This is a genomic window from Leifsonia sp. Y878 (genome assembly GCF_057669685.1).
The window spans coordinates 428,413-447,697 of record NZ_JBYHFS010000002.1; the positions used below are offsets into that span (position 1 = coordinate 428,413).

The window sequence follows — 19,285 nt, forward strand, 5'->3', positions numbered from 1 at the left end:
GCGCCAGTTAGGCCAGGGCCGCGCGAGCCTTGAGCGGTTCCCACCACTCGCGGTTGTCGCGGTACCACTGCACGACCTCGGCAAGGCCCTGCTCGAAGGGAACCTGGGGCTCGTAGCCGAGCTCAGCCTGGATCTTCGAGATGTCGACCGAGTAGCGCAGGTCGTGGCCGAGGCGGTCGGCGACGCGGTCAACGTACGACCAGTCCTTGCCGGTCGAGTCGAGCAGCAACTGGGTGAGCTCCTTGTTGGTGAGCTCAGTGCCGCCACCAATGTTGTAGATCTCGCCGGCGCGGCCATTGACCAGCACCATGGCGATGCCACGGGTGTGGTCGTCAACGTGCAGCCAGTCACGGATGTTGTTGCCCTCACCGTAGAGAGGAACGTGCTTGTCATCGATCAGGTTCGTGACGAACAGCGGGATGACCTTCTCAGGGAAGTGGAAGGGGCCGTAGTTGTTCGAGCAACGCGTGATCGAGACGTTGAGTCCGTGCGTGCGGTGGTAGCTGCGGGCGAGCAGGTCGCTGCCGGCCTTCGATGCCGAGTACGGCGAGTTGGGCTCGAGCGGGCGCTCTTCGTCCCACGAACCTTCTGCGATCGAGCCGTAGACCTCGTCGGTCGAGACGTGCACGAAGCGCTTGAGGTTGTTGCGGAGGGCAGCGTCGAGCAGCTGCTGGGTGCCGAGAACGTTCGTCTCGACGAAGATGGTGGCGTCGCGCACCGAGCGGTCGACGTGTGACTCTGCAGCAAAGTGCACGACAGCGTCGATGTCGGGGAACAGCTGGTCGAGCAGTGCGCCGTCGCGGATGTCGCCCTTGATGAAGGTGTAGCGCGGTGAATCTGCGACGGAGGCGAGGTTCGCCAGGTTGCCTGAGTAGGTGAGTGCGTCGAGTACGACGACCTCAGCTCCTTCGAGGCCCGGGTATGCGTCTTGCAGTGTGCGGCGAACAAAGTTCGAGCCGATAAAGCCGGCGCCGCCGGTGACGAGAATCTTCATAGGTGTTCGTAACCTGTCTGTATACGTAAAAGAGGCGTCGTCAGTCTACCGGGCGGGTGCTGAGGGGCCGCTGATCGTGCATTTTGCGTAAAAAGACGGTGGTTGCTGCCCCCACGACGGTTCGTGCCGATAGTTTGGCACCACGGCAAGACCAGGTGAGGCGTCGCCGCACCCCACAGAACTGCCGTTCGAGAGGCCATCGTGATCAACGTGCATACGCTCCTGCGCCGTGGCAGTGTCCTCGTCACCGGAGCGCTGGTGCTCGGACTCCTGCAGGCTGGACCGGCATTTGCCGCGGGTGACGAAGACCAGCTCGTCCCGACCACCCGGTCGCAGGGCGATGATATGGTCGCCGTCGACGACGGAACGGGCGCGACCGACCGGCTTCGATCCCAGGACCAGACCCTGGATGACGGCATCCCGCTTGCCGCCTATTCGCAGTCGAACCACACGGTGAACGTGGCCGTGGTGGCACCGCGCGACGCCGGTACAGATGTGTCGTTCATCACCGATGCCGCAATCACGGCGATGCTGGCCGAGGTCAGCGCGTCCTGGAATGTGCAGTCGAACAACCAGGTGCTGTCCGTGGCCGGCAGCGGAGCGATTGAGCGCTACACCAGCGTCTACTCGTGTGGCGAACAGACCGCAACGTGGACCGAAGCCGCGGGCAAGTTCAATCGCTCGCCCAGGTCGTATTCAACGACTGCTGCCCAGCACCTCCTCGTTCTCGTTCCCAAGGCGTGCGCGGCATCAGGGCTTGGCAGCGTCGGCATCAACACGAGCGGCTCCGCCAGCGCCAACTACGGCGGCGTCATGTGGGTATCCATCAAGGGATACGGCGACATCGACACCGTGACGCATGAATTCGGCCACAATCTCGGGCTGAACCACTCCAACTCACATAAGTGTCCCGTCGCCACGATGAGCGAGGGCCTGATCGACGCGACGACCGGCGCGTTCTCCGACGGATGCGTCGACACCGCCTATGGCGACTACTTCGATGTGATGGGACCGAGCTGGGCGGTCAATGGCCCAGGCGGTGTCGTCTACACGAATGCCCGCCCGACCGCCCTCAATGTGACCCACAAGATTCGCCTGGGTGCTGTGGCAAACGGCGAGATGACCGCGCTGTCGTTGCCTGCTGGCAGCGCAACCTGGGCACAGACGTACTCCCTGGCATCCGTTGGCTTGAGCTCCGGCCTGCGCGACATTGCCGTGACCGACCCGCAAACCGGGCGGGTCTACTACGTCGACTACCGCGGTGGCGGGGGAACGGATGCCGGCTCGCTGTACGAATCGGGCAAGTTGGTCTCCGGGGGCACGGCCATGGGCGTTCGACTCTTGACCACCCGGGCCGATGGGACCTCGATCGTGCTGAACAGCCCAGAGAGGACCCCGCGCACCGGCAGCAAGCTCTATCTGGTGGCGGGGGAGACCCTCTCGACCAGGTCGGGTGGCGTGACCGTGGTCGTGAACAGCGCCGGAAGCGGCCTTGCGAACGTGACGATCAAGCTGGCGTCCACGCCGAAGCCAACGGTCGTGCGTTTGGCGGGTGCGAATCGATTTGCCACGTCTGCTGCGATATCTGCTGCGACGTTCGCGCCGGGGGTTCCGGTGCTCTACATCGCCAATGGAATGAATTTCCCTGATGCGTTGTCGGGTGCGCCGATAGCTGGCACGGCTGGCGCGCCGGTCTTGTTGGTGACGACGGATGGTATCCCGGCCGAGATCCAGGCGGAGATCACTCGGTTGCAGCCCAAACGTATTGTGGTTCTGGGTGGGTTGGCTTCGGTTGACACGGCGACTGCCGCAAAGCTGAAGTCCTTTACGACGGGGACGGTCGTGCGTTTGGCGGGTGCGAATCGATTTGCCACGTCTGCTGCGATATCTGCTGCGACGTTCGCGCCGGGGGTTCCGGTGCTCTACATCGCCAATGGAATGAATTTCCCTGATGCGTTGTCGGGTGCGCCGATAGCTGGCACGGCTGGCGCGCCGGTCTTGTTGGTGACGACGGATGGTATCCCGGCCGAGATCCAGGCGGAGATCACTCGGTTGCAGCCCAAACGTATTGTGGTTCTGGGTGGGTTGGCTTCGGTTGACACGGCGACTGCCGCAAAACTGGCCTCCTTTGTCAAATAGCGCATGGGTTGCCACGTTCCATGTGTCGAGAGTGCGACAACCTAGACTGGCTTCATGACGAAAACGGCCGCTGAGCCTGACGCGGTCGTCGTTCCTCGAGCTGCTCGTGGGCGTGGACTCCGCACTGATATCCAGGCATTGAGAGCAATCGCCGTTCTAGCGGTACTTGCTTTTCACCTCTGGCCCAATCGACTTCCTGGCGGATACGTCGGTGTTGACGTCTTTTTTGTCATCAGCGGCTTTCTCATAACGTCCCACCTTGTGAGAGAGCTAGAGCACTCAGGGCATATTCGACTGGGGCGCTTCTGGGCGAAGCGTGCAAAGAGACTTCTCCCTGCGTCGCTATTGGTCCTCGCTCTCACCATCGTGGCCGTCGTCGCGTGGGTTCCTCGTAGCCTGTGGGTGCAGTTTCTGACCGAGATTGGGGCGGCGACGCTCTACGTGCAGAACTGGTTGCTTGCGGCCAATTCGGTTGACTATCTGGCGGCGAATAACATCGCGTCCCCAGTGCAGCACTACTGGACGCTGTCCGTCGAGGAGCAGTTCTATCTCGTGCTGCCGCTCCTCCTTATTCTTGCGGCCGTTGTTGGTCGTCGCGTCGCAACGTGGACTGCCCGAACGACGTGCCTGGTGACCATCGTGTTGGTCACGGGCGCGTCTTTTCTCTATTCGATCTGGCTCACAGGGACGAATGAAAGCGTCGCCTACTTCTCGACCGCTACGCGGGCGTGGGAGTTTGGTGCCGGGGCGATATTGGCTTTCGTGGTTGCGCGACCCTGGGACAAAGCGCGTTCGGCGCTTGCCGTCACCGGCGTTGCATCGATCCTGATTTCAACTCTGATGTTCACGGGGGAGACCGCGTTCCCCGGATTCGCCGCGCTCGTTCCCGTCGCTGGGGCCGCACTGGTGATTTGGGCCGGACACGAAAACGTCGTGTCACTAGCTGGTCGGTTAGTGCCAATAGCTTTTGTCGGACGTGTGTCGTACTCGGTCTATCTGTGGCATTGGCCGCTCATCGTTCTATTCCCATACGTTGCGGGGCGACCGCTTGATAGTGCTGGCAAGGTAGCAATCATTGTCGTGAGCTTTGTCGCAGCGGGGATGTCGACAATCCTCCTTGAAGACCCCGTGCGTAACTCGCCACGATTTCTTGGACGGCGACGCCCTTGGACAGTCGCAATGTGGAGTTCTGCGGCAATGCTTGTCGTGCTGGCGATGGCGATGGCGCCGGTCGTGGTTTCGGCCTCGCAAGCGCGGCAGCTTGCCAACGCCGAAGCCCACGTAGTCGATGTCGACCCGCCATGCTTTGGTGCCAAGTCAATGGACAAGGAAAGCGCTCCGTGCGACAACCCGTCGCTTGATGGAATTCTTGTGCCCGCACCCGCAATTGCCAAGGATGACGACAGCAACAACGTGGCCTGCTGGGCGACCGGCGGAGAACCCAAGCTCAGTGTCTGCGAGCTTGGACCAGCCAGCGGGTATTCCAAACACCTCATCGCTGTAGGCGATTCCCACAACAACACGCTTATTGCGGCATACGAGCGAATCGCTGACGAGAACAATTGGCGGATCGACGTCGCGGGCAAGGCTGGTTGCTACTGGACGGAAGCAATCCAGCAAGTACCCGACTTCGACGTTGCCCCGTGTGCCTCCTGGCGCGCGGACCTTGCGGAGCACCTCGCTGAGAACGGCCCATTTGACGCCGTGATCACAACCCATTCAGCAGGCAACAACGTGCCTGCCGCCACGCCAGGCGGGACCCCCGAGTCTGCCGTCGTCGATGGTTTGGTAGCCGCGTGGGCCCCCATCGTAGGCAACGGCACACCGGTCATTGCCATTCGCGACAATCCGCGGTCGACAGCTGAGGCGCTGTCGTGCGTCGAAATCCAGGGGTTGGCATCAGATGACGCGTGCTCGATCGACAGGGACTACGCACTCGGCGCCTTCGATGGGAGCGCTGAAGCGGTCGCGGCGACTCCGGGTTCCTTCTTAATTGATCTCACGGACCTCTACTGCTCGCCGACAGCCTGTCCCAGCATCATCGGACATGTGAACGTGTACCGAGACGCAAGTCATCTGACCGCAACCTATGTCGGCACCCTCGCGCCATACCTAGGATCCAGGCTTCGAGACCTCATCGGCTGAGGCGCCACCAGAGCTTCGGGAACCAGACGTCGTCGCAACGCCCTGGCACTGCGCGCGTTCGACGGCAGATAGGGCGATATCGTAAAGAACTATGACAGGCAACCGCATCCCCGGAATCGATGCAATCAGGGTTCTGGGAATTGTGGCCGTCGTGTTTGGTCACGTCTACACCGGCCCGCTGACCCACCAGTGGATTTACCCGTGGCACGTTCCAGTCTTCTTCGTACTGACCGGTTATTTGTGGACTCCCAAGCGCAGCCTGTTGAAGGAATTGCGTTCCAGAGTAAACACTCTCGCCATACCGTATGTTTCCTGGCTAGTGGTCATCGGTCTCATCTTCGCGAGTATCACCTCTCTCACGGGGGCGCTCGATCTGGGGCCGATTCGCGGCGCGCTGCGGGGTGGTGCTGCGGCGATGGGGCCGTTTGGAACGTTCTGGTTCGTGTCCGTGCTGTTCTTCACCTGCATTCTCTATCGTCTGGCCGAGCGGCTTCCTGTGCTCGTGCAATGGGCAATTGCCATCGCCGGATTGGTCCTCGCAGGGTCCGAAGGGTCGGTCCTTTCGGCTTTGCCGCTGGGCATCGGTCTCGCGCTACCATGCTTGGTATTTGTGCTCGCAGGACGGGCCCTCCGGGTTCTCGAGACTCATATCACTCGCCCAACGCTCGTCGGCTGGGCAGTGCTCGGCGCGTCGGCCGTGCTCATCGGCATCCTCCCAGGGCCGTCCATCGATCTGAAGGCCGGCCAGTTGGGGGTGCCAGTGCTCGGGGTGCTTGTTGCTGTTTCTGTGAGCGCGGGACTGATACTGCTAGCTCGTCGGATCAGGCTGGTCGGGTTGATGGGCAAGGCCACAGTGTCCTGTGCGCTCGTTGGCATAGCAGTAGTGCTGTCACACCCCCTGGTGATCTGGGTGCTGCGGACCCATGAGGTGCAACCGAAATGGATCCTCGTGACTGCTGTACTCGTCCCGTGGTGCATCGCGCTCGTGCTTTCGCGAACATGGCTCTCCCGGTTCTTTATAGGCGCCCCAACCGCAACGCGGCACGCGCAAGCGGTCACGCCAACGCCGGACATGGTGCGTCCCTAGGCTGACGCTCGTGGCGCTGTTACCTCCGGCTGGGCGGCGTTGACTTCTGACTCAATCGTGATTGATACACTTCGACGGTGCAGATCCGTGAACTCTCCATCCCAGATTCCTACGAAATCACGCCGAAGCAGTTTGGTGACGACCGAGGAGTCTTCCTCGAGTGGTACCGCTTCGACAAGCTCGAAGAGACCATCGGGCACTCAATCAACTTGCGGCAGGCCAACACATCGGTCTCCAAGCGTGGTGTCGTACGCGGCATCCACTTCGCCGATGTGCCCGTCGGACAGGCGAAGTACGTGACCGCAACTCATGGCGCCGTGCTTGACTATGTCATCGACATTCGGGTCGGCTCGCCGACATTCGGACAGTGGGACAGCGTTCTCCTCGACGACACCGACCGCCGCGCCATCTACATTGCCGAAGGTCTTGGGCACTGCTTCGTGTCCCTGACCGACGACGCCACCGTCAGCTACCTCGTGACGGATGTCTTCAACCCGACACGCGAACACGGCATCAATCCGCTCGATGAGCAGGTGGGTCTCGTCTTCCCGAAGGAAGCGGGGGAGCCGTTGCTCTCGCCGAAGGACACGGATGCTCCCGGCCTGGCCGAGGCTGCGGCTTCCGGTCTGCTCCCGACGTGGGATGCCGTCAAGGCGTTCTACCAGACCCTGAATGAGGGAAAGTAACAATGCGCGGAATTATTCTCGCCGGCGGTTCCGGTACCCGGCTCTGGCCAATCACCAAGGGCATCTCCAAGCAGCTGATGCCGATCTACGACAAGCCGATGATCTATTACCCCTTGTCGACGCTGATGATGGCCGGCATCAACGAGGTCCTCATCATCACGACGCCGGAGTACAACGACCAGTTCCGTGCTCTGCTCGGCGATGGGTCAACGCTCGGCATTCGCATTGAGTACGCCGTGCAGCCCTCGCCAGACGGGCTGGCGCAGGCCTTCATCATCGGCGAGGAGTTCATTGGCGACGAGAGCGTTGCCTTGGTGCTCGGCGACAACATCTTCCACGGCGCCGGCCTCGGCACCTCACTGCGCGGAAACCACGAACTACAGGGCGCGCGTATTTTCGCGTACCACGTCAGCAACCCGACGTCGTATGGCGTTGTCGAGTTCGACGAGTCGATGACGGCCCTGTCGATCGAAGAGAAGCCGACCAAACCCAAGAGCAACTACGCCGTCCCCGGCTTGTACTTCTACGACAATTCCGTTGTCGCGATCGCCAAGACCATCGAACCGAGTGCCCGCGGCGAGCTGGAGATCAGCACCATTAACGAGCGCTATCTCGAGCAGGGCAACTTGCACGTGCAGGTGCTCGACCGCGGAACGGCCTGGCTTGACACGGGCACATTTGAATCGATGATGCAGGCCTCCGAGTACGTGCGCGTGATCGAAGACCGCCAGGGCTTCAAGGTCGGCTGCATCGAAGAGATCGCCTGGCGTGCCGGCTGGATCGACGACGCTCAGCTCGCCGTCCTTGCCGACCCTCTGCAGAAGAGTGGCTACGGCAGGTACCTCAAGGAACTCTTGGCACAGTAGCAAGGTAGCCCTCAGCCCGTTCACCGCCGCAGTTATGTACCGTGGTGGCGAGCGGGCTGGCCGTGGGCCCTTTGCCCGAGTGGTGCATCTGCATGCGCACCACTTTCCACGAAAAGAAGCGAAAAGATTAGTTATATGCCTTTGCCATCTGCTGCTCGCAAGTTGTCCGACGGCGCCACCTTCCCCATCTCGCTGCGACTGATCGCGTCGATATTTGGGGTGTTGATGGTCCTGACAACAGCCTGGGCTTTTGCGACGCCGTTGATGGCAGTGCCGGATGAACCTGCGCATGTGGTTCGTGCAGCTGCGGTAGCCAGGGGCGAGGTGATTGGTACCGTCAGGGCGGATGACGAAGACAACTATCCGGAGGTTGAGGTTCCGACCTTCATCCAAGAGACGTATGGAATGAAGTGCTTCGCGGGGAACCCTACGCTCACTGCGGATTGCCAGGAGCCTGTTTCTGACAACGACGAGCCCATCGTCTCGCAATCGAGCGCAGCGTTCAACAGCCCCGTGTACTACGCAATTGTTGGGCTACCGAGCTTGATCATGACAGGTGCGCCCGCACTGTATGCGATGCGCATAGTGAGTGCTCTGCTGTTTTCGCTATTGATGACCACGACCTTCGTCGGCCTACTCGCCCAGTCGCGATCCTGGTGGCCGACATTGGCGGCGATCGTTGCGTTGACGCCAATGACGTTCTTCTTGGGCGGCTCGATCAATCCGAACGCGGTTGAGATGGCTGCGGCTGGCGCGGTGCTGGCAATCGCCACGCTATTCCTCCGAGAACGACTATCGACTGCTTCTCTCTGGGCCTTCGGGGCAGCTGCTGTTGCGAGCTCTTTTCTCCTCACGGGAGGGAGAGTAATCGGAATTCTCTGGCTTGCACTCATAGCAGTCACCGCGCTTTTGGTATCTAAATGGGCCACAATCGTTGCGGTCGTCAAACGCCCTGCGGTGTGGTTCACGCTCGGGGGGATGGCCGCGGCCGCCGTCACCGTGATCGCCTGGACCGCGTACTCGGGCTCCGTGACCAATCAACACGCTGGCGACATCGTTCCCAGGCCACCCGGGCTACGAATCATTGCAATCTCCATGTTTGAGAACACGTTTGACTACTGGTCAGGTTGGATTGGGCAATTCGGATGGATTGACTACGCAGCCCCCGCAGGGGTCCAGACGATTTGGCACGCGACTATCCTTGCTGTATTGTTCTGCGGCGTCGTACTGACGAAGGGCCGCACTCGGTTGGCTCTACTCTTCATGATTGTTGCGGCGGTTGTGGTCCCGCCTGCCATTCAAACGTCCTACTACAACGAAATTGGCTGGATGTGGCAAGGGCGCTATGCACTCGCCCTCTACACCTGCTGTCTCATCATGGCTGGGATCGCGCTTGATGAATCCTTCCCGAACCGCGGTGGGGCGCATGGGCGGAGAGTAGCGTTGTCCGGCGTAGTCGTACTCGCGCTGGCCCAAATTGCAACCTTTGTTTTTGTGCTGCGGCGTTACGTGATTGGCAACACCGACTGGGACGCGATGCTACGTTCGCCGCTTTGGCAACCTCCGTTGACTTGGATTGGTCTTACGGCAGTGACGTGCATCGGTTGGGCATGGGCAATTTTTCTCCTCTGGCGGGGAAGCATGGATCAGCGCAAACGATCGAGTGCGAGCGAGTTGCCCACCCTCGTGGAGTGAGGTCAGCTATCTGCTGAGCTATTTTCGGGTCGGGTGGCTTGTCGCCCATCGCGGGGTAGACAAGGAGGATAGGATCGCCAAATGCTCCCCCCTCATCTGCTCCGGTCCGTGGTTGTCGGCATTTGCGCCATTCTGGTTGCCACCGGCGTCGCATTCACGCCGATAGGTGCAGCGCAGGCCGAAGAAGGAACCGGCACGGGCGCGAGTACTGCCACGCCGACTGCCACTCCCACTCCCACCGGAGTCGCCACCGAGACGCCGACGCCCACAGCAACCGCAGAGCCCACAGCGACGCCTGAGCCCACAGCGACGCCGGAACCCACCGGGACGCCTGAACCCACCAAGAGCGCCGTTCTTGCACCGACTGACGAACCCGCCGCGACGGACACTCCTCTGGAGTCACCCCCACCAGCCGAGGACCCAAACTCCGCACGCCTGTTCGCCGCCGCCGCGTCCGCGACGTTCAACCCCGGCAACATCATCAGCGACTACAACTTCTACAACTCGTGGGCAATGACCGAGAGTGAGATTCAAAACTTTCTCAACGCCAAATGCTCGGGGGCTAGCTGCCTGAACAACTATCGTGTGACAACACCGACCAGGACATGGAGCTTTGGTACGTGCGCCACCTATCAGGGTGAAGCAAACGAGTCCGCGGCTCGGATCATCTTTAAGGTGCAGCGCGCCTGCGGGATCAGTGCAAAGGTAATTCTGGTCACGCTCCAGAAGGAACAGACGCTTGTTTCTCGGACCTCACCGTCAGAGGCAATCCTTCGAAAGGCGATGGGTTATGGATGCCCGGACACGAGTGATTGCGATGCGAATTTCTATGGGTTCTTCAATCAGGTTTACGCGGCCGCTCGGCAGCTCACCTGGTATAGCAATCCAGAGGCGTCAATGTTCAAGAAGTATCCAACAGGCCAGACGTCGCCAGTGCAGTTTCATCCCAACGCTTCGTGTGGCACGTCTAACGTCTTTATTCAAAACGATGCCACCCATGCGCTCTATAATTACACGCCGTACCAGCCGAATGCCGTGGCACTGTCCAACATGTATGGCAGCCAGAATGACGGATGTTCGTCGTTCGGCAACCGCAATTTCTTTCAGATGTACAACGACTGGTTCGGGAATCCAACCACAGCAAATTCACCCACCGTTTCTCGTCTGTCCGGTGACACACGGTATTCGACCGCTGCCGCAATCTCGAAGGCGACGTACCCGTCATCCGGTGTCCCGGTTGTCTACATCACGTCCGGAGAGAATTTCCCGGATTCGCTGAGTGCTGCTCCAGCAGCGGCCTCGCAGGGCGGACCAATTCTGATGGTGACTGCGGGGTCCGCTCCGATTGAGACGATTACAGAGCTGAATAGGCTCAAGGCGCAGCGGATTGTCGTTATTGGCGGTCCTCAGGTCATCGGTGACTCTGTGATCGCATCGCTGGCACGCATTCAACCGAACCTTACGCGTATCGCAGGCTCTGACCGTTTCGATACCTCCAGGAAGATCGCGGTGGCGGTATTCCCCAACGCAACCAACGCGTACTTGGCATCAGGGCTCAACTTCCCCGACGCGTTATCAGCTAGCGTCGCGGCCGGTGCGCAAGATATTCCAGTCTTGCTGCTTGACGGGAGCCAGACGATCGATGCTGCGACAGCTTCTGCGCTCGGGAAAATGACCTCGGTCAAGCTCGCTGGCGGAACAGTTTCTATTTCCGCTAGCCAGGAGGCGAGTGTTCAAGGCCGCGGAATTGTTACGAAGCGACTCTGGGGCGAAAATCGATTCCAGACCAGCGTCGCAATCAATCGGGATGCCTTCCCGACGGCTTCGACCATGTACCTCGCGTCGGGCCTTGCCTTCCCGGACGCCGTGGCTGGTGCAGCTGCGGCCGGTTCGGTTGGCAGCCCGCTCTATGTGACGAACCCCGGTTGTGTCTCTGCGGAAATCAGGGCAGACGTCTTGAACAAGAAGATCGGCAGCCTGATCATGTTGGGTGGCCCGGCATCGCTCACTGATGCGGTCGCTGTCCTGGCCGCCTGCTAGGTGCAGGCAGATCGCGGCCGGCAGCCGAAGCTGAGGCCGCATGTGGCCTCCCCTCGGGTGCTGTCAATCAGCGGCCGCCGTTGTGAGCGATCAGGTACTCGCGAAACTCGTTCTTCAGATCGGCGAGCTGGGGGAACTGGTTGGTCTCGTGGAGCACGAAGGTGATGTCGACATCGGCCTTCCGTACTCGCCACCCCAGTGACCTGGCATAGCCGCAGAGCCACTGGTCTTCCAGGAACGCGTAGCGCCGAGGGAGCTCGGTGAAGAAGCGCGACGACCGCACGATCTCGATATCGCAGATCGCGCCGCCCGTTCCTGCGTAGTCAGCTAGCTCGCCTGGCGCCGTCGGATTGCGATTCCAGTGCGAGTCGATGTAATTCCAGGCCCAGAACCCGGCGAACTCATGCGGAGCGGCATAGCGCCTGAGCGTGTCGACGAACGATGGGGTGATGTCCTGGTCGTCGTCGAGGGTGATGAAATGTCCGTGCACCCCAGACGTCAGGAGCCGGCGAGCCAGGTAGAACCGGCCCATACCGCCCACATTGCGCGGGCTCAGCACGTACTCGACGCTGTCGAGAGCGCCGGAAGGCGAGAAGGCGGCGATGCGTTCCCGGTAATACGCGTCATCCGCTGCATTGTTGTTCCACAGCAGCACGCGCACGCGCTGGTCGGTTGACTGCGCATCAAGCTGGGCGAGAATGTCGTCAATACGCGCGGCCCGATTCCACAGGCACAGGATGACGGGAATCGCGTCGCGGTTGGGCGTCCCGAGCAGCGTCTCGACTCTGAACAGGCCAGTGCGGCCTCTGAAGTTCGCGGTGTTCCAGGCGAGTGTGTCTTTTGCGGTGCCAGCACTCTCGCCGAGGCGGCGAGCGGATGCCGCTGTGCGCCGCTTGGCCACGCCGGCCCGACGGCGCAGCGACCGCAGTGCGCGTCCACCGAATGAGCGAGCATAGCGATAGAGCCCGCTCAACGCGTGACCCACCAGCTTCGCGCAGCCAAACCAACCCGCAGAACTGCGCGGAGTGGTGCCAGGTACCAGGCAGAGTACTTGTTCGCCAGGTACAGGTATGCGCTGCTGTGGTGCGCCTGCTCCATGCGCTTCGCGCTCCGCGACGTCGAGTGGGCGCCCGTGTGGGTCACCGTAGACGCGGGAAGGTAGACGTTGCGCCAGCCGGACTTGCCGAGCCGTGCGCCCAGGTCGACGTCCTCGAAGTACATGAAGTACTTCGGGTCGAAGCCGTCAATCGCTTCATACGCGCTCTTTCGCACGAGGAGGCATGCTCCGGAGAGCCAGCCGGCGTCGCGGGCCTGGTTGTCGTAGTCGCGCTCCGCGCGGTAGCTGGTCGACCACGGGTTGCTCGGCCAGACGCGTCCGAACAGGGCATGGCCGATTCCGGTTCGAAGCGACGGCAGATTACGGGCCGACGGGTACACGGTCCCATCTGCGTCGAGGATTCGAGGCCCGATGGCACCGGCATCGAGAGTCGCTTCAGCTGCCGAGACCAGCACGTCAATCGAGCCGGGGGAGAAGCTGACGTCGGGGTTGGTGACGAGAATGTAGTCGGCGGATGCCCCATAGGCGTCGACACCGGCGGTGACGCCCCCGCCGTAGCCGCGGTTCTCCGTGAGCTCAAGCAGAATCGCACCGTGAGCCTCCGCGACAGAGCGCTCCAGCGTCAGGTCGGCCGAGGCGTTGTCAACGATCACCACGGTGAGCGGGTTGACGCTGGCGGTCGACAACGACTCGAGGAAGGGAACCAACGTCTGTCCCGTGTTGTAGGTCACGGTGACGACGAGTACAGACGGAGACATCTTGCCTTTTCGATTCATGCGATGCCAATGACCGTTAGGCCATTGCACCCAGGTCGACGAACGCAGGTGTCGCGTAGGTCGTTCCGACGGCCAGTGGAGTGTCAGCGACGTCGAAGGAGCAGCCCTGCGGCAGGTCGAAGATGTGTCGTCCGGTTGAATCCATGATCGATGCGTTCACGAAGTACTTGCCAGTGCCGAAGTGCGTGTCGCTCAAGCGGAACTGCACGCGACGCTTGCCCTCGAAATGGCCGAGCGCGATACCGAGGCGCTTGGTGGTCGTGCCGTACACAACCTGGCCCATGGTGTTGTCGATCTGGATGGCGCACATCCAGTCATCCGTGCTGGTGAAGTGTTCGATGTCCATCGTGATCAGGATGTCGTCACCCTGCTTCACGTCGGCGTCTGGATCGCGACCGTCGGCGTATGCCGCCACGTCATGGATGACGGCCTCACGGGCAGCGGGCATTGCAGCTTCCGGGGTGTGATCGGCGACGGCGGCCACGTGGGCGACGCGACGATCTTCGAGAATGTCACGGAATTCGGCGACAGCCTCGTGCGGTTCGCCGTCGAAAACGACTTCGCCCTTGTTGAGCAGGATGGCCCTGTCACACATTTCGGGCACCTGGCTGAGCGAGTGCGTGACCAGGATGATCGTGCGCCCCTCCTCCTGGAAGGAGCGGATCTTGTCGAGGCACTTGCGCTGGAATGCCTCGTCACCAACGGCGAGAACTTCGTCGACGAGCAGGAGGTCAGGGTCGGTGTGCACGGCGACCGCGAATGCGAGGCGCACGTACATGCCAGACGAGTAGTACTTCACCTGGGTGTCGATGAACTCGCCGATTTCAGAGAAATCGAGGATGTCATCAAAACGCGACTCGACTTCGGCCCGGCTGAGACCCATGATCGACGCGTTCAGGAACACATTCTCGCGCCCGGTCAGGTCAGGGTGGAAGCCAGCGCCGAGCTCGAGGAGGGCGGCAATACGACCGCGCCGCGCGACTCGGCCACTGCTCGGGTCGATGATGCCGCCGATGACCTTCAGCAGCGTGCTCTTCCCAGATCCGTTGTGGCCGATGAGGGCAACGGTGTGGCCGGCCTGGATGGTGATGTTGACGCCCTTGAGGGCCCAGAACTCTTCTTTGTGCTTCTTGCCTCGACCGAAGCCGGTGAGGCGTTCCTTGAGCGAGTTGTCCTTGCGCAGCACGAAGCGCTTGGACACATCGTCAATCGTGATGATGTCGGGGGCTTCACTCATGGGCTTGGATTCCGTTTCGTATACCTGCGTCATTGACTCGCCTTCCTGCTACAGGACCTGCGCGAAGTTGCCCTGCAACCGTGCGAAGACTCGATGGAAGACGGCGATCAGGATCACGCCGATGACGAATGCAATGCCGAGCCTGAGCATCAGGAAGTCGGGGTATGGCACAACATCGTGGCCAGCAACCCAGAATGTCCGTTGGAAGCCGAGCACGGCCAGGGTCACCGGGTTGTTGGTGTAGATCTCAAGGAGCAGACCAGGGCCGAGGGCGTTCTTGACCATTCCCCACGCATACACGATGGGGGAAGCCCACATCATGAGGAGCAGCGCGACCTCGACCAGGTACTGGATGTCCCTGAGGTAGACGTTGACCGCCGACAACAGGATGCCAAATGCGGTGGCAAACACCAGCAGGACGGCCAGGGACGGGATGAAGTAGACGAGCTCGGGTGAGATCGGGAAAGCGCCAAGGAGGATCGTGGCAACGAGGAGAATGCCGAGCTGGATCACGAAGTTGAAGACTGCGGAGCCCACGCTGGCGAGCGGGAAGATCTCACGCGGAAGGTAGACCTTCTTGATCAAGCCGGCGTTGCCTACGATCGACGAGGTCGAACTCGCAATGATCTCGCTGAAGAGACCGAACGCGGTGAGGCCGGTGAAGACATAGATCGCGAAGTCGGGGATCCCCTTCGCTGCCTGCAGGAAGTGGCCGATCACCACGTAGTAAATGACCAGCTGCGTGATGGGTCGCACCAGCGTCCAGAGGAAGCCGAGTGCGCTGTCTTTGTAGCGTGACTTCAGGTCGCGCCTGATGAGCAGCGACAGCATCTCGCGCTGCTTCGAAATTTCACGAATCGAGGCGATGATTCCTTTGCCTGAGCCGGCACCGGAGCCCACCGTCACCAACTCCTGCTGGGCGAGAGCGGTGTAGCGGTCCTGAGCTGACATTCGGGTTCATTTCATTTCGGGGCAATGGACTGTCACGATTATAGTGCGGCACTCTCCGAAGACCCTGACTGCGCTGTGGCGCACACTCACCCCTGAAGAACGCTGTCCCAGCGGGCGCGGAAGACCCGCTCGTTGTTGAATTCCTGTGCGAATCGGCCGGGGCTGAAGACGCTGAAGTGGGTGACCCGTGAGTCGGGTACGACGGCGAAGCGCGGCGTGCGTGCCGATGCCGCGTCCAGACGCAGCGCGAGGTCGGCATCCTCGAAGCCGTTCGAGTACAGCGGATCGAAACCCCGTACCGCTGCGAACTCGGCTGCTCGGTAGATGCAGGCAACCCCGGAGACCGCCAGCGGAGCTACCTCGTCAGCGGGGAGCTCTTCGAGGTCGCGGGGGAGACCCGTGCCTGGATCAACAACAAGGCCGGCACTTTCGATCTGTCCTGCAGGTGAGCGGATGACCGCCTGCGCACCGTTGAGCGTCTCATCGTCGTTCATGGCCGCGACGAGTGGTGCCAGCCAGCCTGGTTCGACGACGACGTCGTCGTTGATGAACACCACGAGGCCACCCGTCGTCTCGGCGAAGGCAAGGTTTGAACCGAGCGCGAAATTCGTGTTGCGGGGAACGGAAACCAGGCGTACACGAGGATTACCGGTGAGACTGGCCGTCAGGATTTCGCGCACGGACCGGGGCGAGCCATTGTCGAGCACGACGAGTTCGAAGTCGATATCGCCAGAATTCTCGATGATGGATCGCACGGCATCCACTGTCATGCGCCAATCGGCATATGTCAGCATCACGATCGAAACGAGGCCAGCGTTCCGCTCTGCTGCACCGCGTTTGATGGCCGGCCAGTCGAGCAGGTATTTCGTGAGAACAACCTGTTCCCAGCCGTTGGGCTCTGTGGTGCTGATGCGTTTGATGTCGCCGCGGTGGCTGTAAGCGACCCCGATCGCCGGTACGAACTGCATCCGACCGAGCGCGCTGAGACGGATGACCAGGTCGTAGTCCACCCAGCGTCGCAGGTCGTTGTCGAACCCGCCGATCTCGATGGCCGCGGAGCGGCGTGCGATGAGGGTGTTGAGGTCGATGAAGTTGCCGCCGTTGACCAGATCGTCGCGGTCGCCGCTCATGGCGAGGAACGAGTGCTCTCCGCGCTCGTCTGTGAGTTCGACGGCAGCGTGGGTTGCGACGACACCGGGGTCGGCGAACGCGGGCAGGCTCACCTCGATGAAGTCGGGCAGCCAGGCATTGTCGGAGTCGATGAAGGCGACGTATTCGCCGGCGGCGCGATCCAATCCGTTGTTACGTGCAGCGCAGACGCCGCTCTGCGACTGTTCGACCAGCCGGATGCGCGAGTCTTCAGCCGCAAACTTTCTGACGACATCGGCCGTGTCGTCGGTGGACCCGTCATCGACAATGATGAGTTCCCACGCGGCGTGCGTCTGCCCGATCACAGAGCGGATGGCATCCGCGATGATGCCGGCACGGTTGCGCACGGGCATGATCGCAGAGACCACGAGCTCGGACTGCGCTGGCGCAACCGATGTCGGCAGGGAGGGGTCTGGTGTCCACTCAGAGGTGAGCCTCGGGCGTACGTAGTGTGAGCGCTTGTTGATGAGCTTCGCTGAGGTCAGCGCCAAAGCCCTGGCTTCTCCCCAGGTGGGCGTGCCGACGGCCCAGTGCGGCGTCGGCAATACCGTGGAATCCGAGGCGGTCGTGATGAACTGCTCCATCGCCTCCCGCACATTTCCGGGAACCGGCCGTCCTGCGTTGTCGCACTGGGTGGCGAACACGCGGGCGTCGAAGAATGGCGAGGTGGTGTTGAGATGTTCCGCGCCGAAGAAGAAGGAGAGGAAGCTGGGCTCCTCATCGCGGGACGTGTGGAAGCGGTACCACTCATCCTGGAACAGCGGCGTCAGGGACAACCCGGCCGCCAGGCCGGTGTCGAAGAAGTGGATGACGGCGTCACGACGGGTGCGGAACGTCGTTTCCGCCTGTACCTCGTAGAACTCCTGGTCAACGAGTGGCGAGCGCTCAATGGCCGTGATCTGCCGGTAGCGGTCGAGAGGGAGGAGGTAGGAATTAATCATGGTGTAACGCCTCATGTGGGTGCGAATCCTGCGCGCGGTTGAGCGACGTGCGATCGTCATTGATCTCCCTGTCTCGGCGTGTCCGCCCCGACTGCCCCGTGACAGCTGGCATCAGACTACCGATAACAGAGGGCATCGCGATTCAGCGACGAAGCGTACGAGATCGAATGGCCGACGTGACCCAGCGGAGCGGACGGGTGATCTTCCACGAGGTGCTTTGCTCCAGACCGTCAACGCGCAGCTGCAATTCGTGCAGCAGCACGTTTCGCGGGGTCATCACGGTACGGACGTTGTCGGCCGCAGGGCGCGGGTTGGTGCAGAAGGCCACCAGCGGTGCGAGCACAGTTGACCACTTCATCGTTGATGCGAAGCGCTCGACGTTCGCCGTGATTCGCTCCTTCTCGCCGTCCTTGTACAACACGTCTTCGAGGGCGGCTTCGAGTGCCGGGACGTCCTCAGGCGGGACGATGCGGCCGAGATCGTGCTCCCTGATGATGCTCGCAAACGTGTCGCCGTCGGTGCTCACAATCGGCAGCGATGCCCACAAGTAGTCGAGGATGCGCGTGCGGAAGCTGAACGCGGTTTCCAGGTGGTCGAAGTGCGTGCTGACCCCGAGATCGGCGTCAAGCAAGAAGTTGGAGCGCTCCTCGTATGGCACCCAGCCTTCGTTGAAGAACACAACGGTGTTCAGCAAGCCCAGTTCTTCGGCGAGCTCGCGGGTGCGCAGCGAGACAGCCATCTCCGGAACGCTGGGGTTCGGGTGCTTCACGCCCAGGAAGAAGAGGCGAAGGTCGGGGTGCCGCTGCGACAGGGCGTGAATGGCCCTGATGAGCGTCAGCGGATCGAACCAGTTGTAGATTCCGCCGCCCCAGAGCACCACAGTGTCGGTCTCAGAGATACCGGGTACGACACCCTTGATGCCGTGCCTGGTCTGCACGGGTGCGTTGTCTTCGATACCGAACGGCGCAACATCCAGCAGGGAGCGGAGGCTCTCGTCGGTGTCATATGTCGACGGGTTGATGCGATACAGCCCGGCCAGCTGGCCGAGCCAGAAGTCGCGCTGCTTCTCAGAAGCGCACAGCATGAAGTCAGCGCGTTCAATCTGCACGTTCAGCACTTCGGCGGTCTGTAGTGAGAGAGCGTAGCGGTCAGTGGGGCTGAGATCCTTGCCCTGCTCGAGAACTTCGAGGTGCATCGGGTCATAGATGTCGGCGACCAGCACGTAGCGCGGGTCAAGCAGCCACGGGAAGCTGGCGAGTACATGCCCCTGGAAAACAATGACGTCTGCCCAGTCGGCGTAGACGCGCATCAAGGATTCTGGTGCAAATTCAATGGAGAACGCATCATGCGACAACTCAGCATGAACGCTCGACACGAGGCGGACTTCCGCGTTGGAGGCGGAGAGGACTTTCGCCATCTCAAATGCGCGGATCGCAGGACCGGCCATCTTGACCCCGATCGAGTCCGGGGTGATGATAAGGACTTTGCGTTGCAACGGGATACCTCGTTCTACACGTGATGA

Annotated in this window: 14 protein-coding genes; 7 read left to right on the top strand and 7 right to left on the bottom strand. The window is 61.4% G+C overall.

The genetic code is table 11. The features are described 5' to 3' along the window. Window positions 1-7: 7 nt before the first annotated feature. Entirely contained in the window at window positions 8-994 is a 987-nt protein-coding gene (gene rfbB / locus AC25Y4_RS08250) for a dTDP-glucose 4,6-dehydratase (RefSeq protein WP_488119909.1), read from the bottom strand. Window positions 995-1,195: 201 nt separating this feature from the next. On the opposite strand from rfbB, the gene AC25Y4_RS08255 reads away from it, so the two are divergent. The 7 genes from AC25Y4_RS08255 (at window position 1,196) to AC25Y4_RS08285 (ending at window position 11,652) form a co-directional block, all read left to right on the top strand. Beyond that, window positions 1,196-3,133, top strand: coding sequence for a cell wall-binding repeat-containing protein (locus AC25Y4_RS08255; RefSeq protein ID WP_488119910.1), 1,938 nt, complete (start codon window positions 1,196-1,198; stop codon window positions 3,131-3,133). Window positions 3,134-3,187: 54 nt separating this feature from the next. After that, window positions 3,188-5,278 carry an acyltransferase family protein gene (locus AC25Y4_RS08260; protein ID WP_488119911.1) on the top strand — a complete coding sequence of 697 codons (2,091 nt, stop codon included), beginning with the start codon at window positions 3,188-3,190 and terminating at the stop codon, window positions 5,276-5,278. 91 nt (window positions 5,279-5,369) lie between these two features. Beyond that, entirely contained in the window at window positions 5,370-6,365 is a 996-nt protein-coding gene (locus AC25Y4_RS08265) for an acyltransferase family protein (protein WP_488119912.1), read from the top strand. Window positions 6,366-6,442: 77 nt separating this feature from the next. Next, window positions 6,443-7,051 (top strand): dTDP-4-dehydrorhamnose 3,5-epimerase family protein, encoded by a 609-nt coding sequence (locus tag AC25Y4_RS08270; protein WP_488119913.1) that lies wholly within the window; start codon window positions 6,443-6,445, stop codon window positions 7,049-7,051. Between the two features lie 2 nt (window positions 7,052-7,053). Beyond that, window positions 7,054-7,917, top strand: coding sequence for a glucose-1-phosphate thymidylyltransferase RfbA (gene rfbA, locus AC25Y4_RS08275; protein ID WP_488119914.1), 864 nt, complete (start codon window positions 7,054-7,056; stop codon window positions 7,915-7,917). 135 nt (window positions 7,918-8,052) lie between these two features. Then, entirely contained in the window at window positions 8,053-9,612 is a 1,560-nt protein-coding gene (locus tag AC25Y4_RS08280) for a DUF2142 domain-containing protein (protein ID WP_488119915.1), read from the top strand. An 81-nt stretch (window positions 9,613-9,693) separates the two neighbouring features. Then, window positions 9,694-11,652: a cell wall-binding repeat-containing protein gene (locus AC25Y4_RS08285; protein ID WP_488119916.1), complete on the top strand. Its 1,959-nt coding sequence runs from the start codon at window positions 9,694-9,696 to the stop codon at window positions 11,650-11,652. A gap of 67 nt (window positions 11,653-11,719) precedes the next feature. On the opposite strand, the gene AC25Y4_RS08290 is transcribed toward AC25Y4_RS08285, so the two are convergent. The 6 genes from AC25Y4_RS08290 to AC25Y4_RS08315 all read right to left on the bottom strand — a co-directional run bounded on the left by AC25Y4_RS08290 (window position 11,720) and on the right by AC25Y4_RS08315 (window position 19,258). Beyond that, window positions 11,720-12,625: a hypothetical protein gene (locus AC25Y4_RS08290; RefSeq protein WP_488119917.1), complete on the bottom strand. Its 906-nt coding sequence runs from the start codon at window positions 12,623-12,625 to the stop codon at window positions 11,720-11,722. Then, entirely contained in the window at window positions 12,622-13,467 is an 846-nt protein-coding gene (locus AC25Y4_RS08295; RefSeq protein WP_488119918.1) for a glycosyltransferase family 2 protein, read from the bottom strand. The genes AC25Y4_RS08290 and AC25Y4_RS08295 overlap by 4 nt, the downstream gene beginning before the upstream one ends. A 34-nt stretch (window positions 13,468-13,501) precedes the next feature. Continuing rightward, entirely contained in the window at window positions 13,502-14,755 is a 1,254-nt protein-coding gene (locus AC25Y4_RS08300) for an ABC transporter ATP-binding protein (RefSeq protein WP_488119919.1), read from the bottom strand. Window positions 14,756-14,770: 15 nt separating this feature from the next. Continuing rightward, a complete protein-coding gene (locus AC25Y4_RS08305) occupies window positions 14,771-15,673 on the bottom strand; it encodes an ABC transporter permease (RefSeq protein WP_488119920.1) in 903 nt (300 codons plus the stop codon). Between the two features lie 86 nt (window positions 15,674-15,759). Further along, the gene (locus AC25Y4_RS08310) at window positions 15,760-17,763 is read right to left on the bottom strand and encodes a glycosyltransferase (RefSeq protein WP_488119921.1); all 2,004 of its coding nucleotides are present in this window, start codon (window positions 17,761-17,763) and stop codon (window positions 15,760-15,762) included. A 142-nt stretch (window positions 17,764-17,905) separates the two neighbouring features. Then, on the bottom strand, window positions 17,906-19,258 hold the full coding sequence (locus AC25Y4_RS08315) for a glycosyltransferase family 4 protein (protein WP_488119922.1): 1,353 nt from the start codon (window positions 19,256-19,258) through the stop codon (window positions 17,906-17,908). Window positions 19,259-19,285 lie beyond the last annotated feature (27 nt).

What these genes read in the sequence shown, in the direction of transcription:
- rfbB (WP_488119909.1), bottom strand. Translation starts at nt 994, where the DNA reads ATGAAGATTCTCGTCACCGGCGGCGCCGGCTTTATCGGCTCGAACTTT.
- AC25Y4_RS08260 (WP_488119911.1), top strand. Translation starts at nt 3,188, where the DNA reads ATGACGAAAACGGCCGCTGAGCCTGACGCGGTCGTCGTTCCTCGAGCT.
- AC25Y4_RS08265 (WP_488119912.1), top strand. Translation starts at nt 5,370, where the DNA reads ATGACAGGCAACCGCATCCCCGGAATCGATGCAATCAGGGTTCTGGGA.
- rfbA (WP_488119914.1), top strand. Translation starts at nt 7,054, where the DNA reads ATGCGCGGAATTATTCTCGCCGGCGGTTCCGGTACCCGGCTCTGGCCA.
- AC25Y4_RS08280 (WP_488119915.1), top strand. Translation starts at nt 8,053, where the DNA reads ATGCCTTTGCCATCTGCTGCTCGCAAGTTGTCCGACGGCGCCACCTTC.
- AC25Y4_RS08285 (WP_488119916.1), top strand. Translation starts at nt 9,694, where the DNA reads ATGCTCCCCCCTCATCTGCTCCGGTCCGTGGTTGTCGGCATTTGCGCC.
- AC25Y4_RS08295 (WP_488119918.1), bottom strand. Translation starts at nt 13,467, where the DNA reads ATGTCTCCGTCTGTACTCGTCGTCACCGTGACCTACAACACGGGACAG.
- AC25Y4_RS08300 (WP_488119919.1), bottom strand. Translation starts at nt 14,755, where the DNA reads ATGACGCAGGTATACGAAACGGAATCCAAGCCCATGAGTGAAGCCCCC.
- AC25Y4_RS08305 (WP_488119920.1), bottom strand. Translation starts at nt 15,673, where the DNA reads ATGTCAGCTCAGGACCGCTACACCGCTCTCGCCCAGCAGGAGTTGGTG.
- AC25Y4_RS08310 (WP_488119921.1), bottom strand. Translation starts at nt 17,763, where the DNA reads ATGATTAATTCCTACCTCCTCCCTCTCGACCGCTACCGGCAGATCACG.